This window comes from Zongyangia hominis (assembly GCF_014385095.1).
GTDB lineage: Bacteria > Bacillota > Clostridia > Oscillospirales > Ruminococcaceae > Zongyangia > Zongyangia hominis.
The window spans coordinates 1-1,440 of the sequence record NZ_JACRTC010000019.1; the positions used below are offsets into that span (position 1 = coordinate 1).

Genomic DNA, 1,440 nt, shown 5'->3' on the forward strand with positions numbered 1-1,440 from the left:
TCTCTGCACTCCTGATATCACCATTAAATAGTGTCTGCTGATTAAGCAGATATCTGCAACTTCCAGCTCTTACATCTGTTCCAGTCATGCCAGAAGCGGAACAGGCGCAAAAGAGCGTAAAGTATTCGCCTCTGAATCCTGAACAGATTCGTCACGAATACAGATAATGCGATAGAAGTCAACTGCGTTCCTTCCAGTTTTGTGGTAATGCAGCTCATACCATAACAGCGTTTGCTCAGGCTGAAGGTGCGCTCCACTTCGATTCTATCGGTATTATCCTGATACTCCTGTTTTTTATCAACTTTTGCTGTAGCGCTTGGCCTGCCAAGCTTTGGACCTGATAACCGGATCCCATGTTCCTTGCAATAGCTCCTGTTTTCCCTGGTCCGGTATATCTGATCTGCCAGAACTCGTTCCGGATAATAACCGGTACGCTCTCTGAATCGTTCTATTGCTTCAATCAGGCAGGTGCTCTCGTTGTATGCCTCGAAAGATATTTTTTCGATACGCCCATAACCTTCGCTGTCAAGACTGAGATCAAATTTTGCACCAAATTCAACCGGTGCTTTGACCTTGCCTCTGACGATCGGCCGGAGCCATGGCTGTGAAATACTTACAATGCGGTGCTCCACAGAATGAACTCTGTTATCATACATATACTGTTGCTGTTCATACAACCGGATGATGGTAAGATATAGACCGATATCCTTACCTGTCATGGCATAACCTTCACTCATGAACTGTTCCAGATAGCCAAGATCTCTTTTTACGTAGCCAAGCTGTCTGCGGAGTGCGCTGCGGATTTTCTTTGCCGTGTGCTTCCTGCTCTTAGCAAATGCAAGATACTCTTTTCTGGCACGTTTGCGATATCTTCTTGGCAGCTTAAGACCATAACATTTGCAAAAACGGTAAATCATGTTTTCCAGCTTTTCTCTTGTTTCGTTCAAAAGTGAGATGTCCTGCGGATAACGTATGTTTGCAGGTGCACAGGTTGCATCAAGGGTCAGCGTTCCTTTGTGTGTATCTTCTTTTGCAGTACCATCATCATTGGTTTTTCCTCCGGATGGCGGAGTATGGTCATCTTTGTCATCATCCTTATGCGCAAGAAGATACTCGTTTACTTCCATCAGCATTTCTGCGGAAATGCGTTTACGAAAAAGAACCAGTGTACTTGCATCAAACGGAGCTTCTTCCCGAAAGCCGGGAAGTCCGATAAAGTATTGCAGATATGGGTTCTCAGTAATCTGTTCCACGAGCTCACGGTCAGAATACTGGAACTTGGTCTGGATGATCAGAGCTCCTAACGCCATGCGAAGAGGCTTGGCTACATTACCGGTATCACTTGGGAAAAGTTCAGCGTATTTGGCTTCAAACATATCCCATGGGATTTGGTCAGCCAGTTTGATCCAGCGGTTATCAGGCTTCATGTGGAGACCCAAA

Annotated in this window: 1 protein-coding gene; it reads right to left on the reverse strand. The window is 45.4% G+C overall.

The window, feature by feature from the left end:
* Positions 1-41: 41 nt before the first annotated feature.
* Positions 42-1,439, reverse strand: coding sequence for an IS5 family transposase (locus H8709_RS11790; protein ID WP_316248761.1), 1,398 nt, complete (start codon positions 1,437-1,439; stop codon positions 42-44).
* Position 1,440: the final 1 nt, after the last annotated feature.